Genomic DNA, 1145 nt, shown 5'->3' on the forward strand with positions numbered 1-1145 from the left:
ATTAATCCTGCCTATTCGTTAGCTTTTTTTTCATTTCTGGCTTTTATTATCATTGTGCCATTCTGGTTTAGGTATACAAAACGGTATGGGTTACTGCCTCTCGGGCTTTTTTCCTCCCATTTGATGCTTAAACTCGCCTTTGTTGTGCTGCTCATTTTGATGCTGACAAGCATGATGATGCCCAGTGAAGAGCGTTGGGTACAGCAGATGGCTGATTTTTCGAAACAAGGATGGCTGAGCGTTGTGTTGGCGATGATCTTTTTCAGCCCTATCATTGAAGAGATCGTTTTCCGAGGTTTTTTGCTGCAAGGGCTTCTTACGTGGTTGCCTAACAATAGGCTGGCGTGTTGTATTCTTGTGTCGTTGCTCTTTGCCGCAGCGCATACACAATATACATCCACGGTAACGCTGACTGAGTTAATCACAATATCATTGCTGCTATGTTACGCGCGCCTGACCAGCAAAGGGCTGCTGATGCCAATATTGACACATATGCTGACCAATTCAGCCGTTTTGCTATTCTGGTATGTCTCCACAGTCTGATGTAATTTAAGGCTTGGATATGATACTTAATGGTCGTGCAGATTTATTTAGCATGCAGTGATGAATTTCCACGCCTCACACAGGGCTGGTATTGCAGCCCTGATAAACGCAGAGTTCAACAGACTCGGATATCTCCAGCACCTCGCGTTCAGATCACTTTAACAGCAACCGCACTCCCAGCCAGGCCATTATTCCCCCGCTTAATTTGTCGATGAGCTTACGGTACTTAATGTACGCCTGACGGGGTCTGTCAGTTGATAATAAAAATGCGACGAATGCATACCAGAGCATATCAATAGTAAACGCCATTACGGGCAAGACGATATACATGGCGGGTTGGATATTCGTGGTGAGCGCGGCGGAGAAAATACTGGCAAATACCAAAGCCGTATGGGGGTTACTGATTTGTGTAATGATGCCTGTTGCAAAGGCTTTTAACGCGCTCATTTCGCCTATACCGGTTGGGTTGATAAGCGGCTTTGAGGGACTACGAAACATTTTCAACGCCAGCCATAAAAGATAACAACCGCCAGCAATTTTCAGACCGGTGTAAAGCGATGGGATCAGCGTCAGCAGAGCATGCAGGCCCGCTAACGCGATAA

Annotated in this window: 2 protein-coding genes; one reads left to right on the plus strand and one right to left on the minus strand. The window is 46.0% G+C overall.

Features of this window, described 5'->3' with window-relative positions; all coding sequences use genetic code 11:
* The coding region (locus tag J5224_RS29135; protein WP_264628563.1) for a CPBP family intramembrane glutamic endopeptidase at positions 1 to 543 on the plus strand (543 nt) is incomplete at its 5' end.
* A gap of 153 nt (positions 544 to 696) precedes the next feature.
* On the opposite strand, the gene J5224_RS29140 is transcribed toward J5224_RS29135, so the two are convergent.
* The coding region (locus J5224_RS29140) for a LysE family translocator (protein ID WP_264628564.1) at positions 697 to 1145 on the minus strand (449 nt) is incomplete at its 5' end.

The sequence above is a fragment of the Candidatus Symbiopectobacterium sp. NZEC135 genome (genome assembly GCF_025962695.1).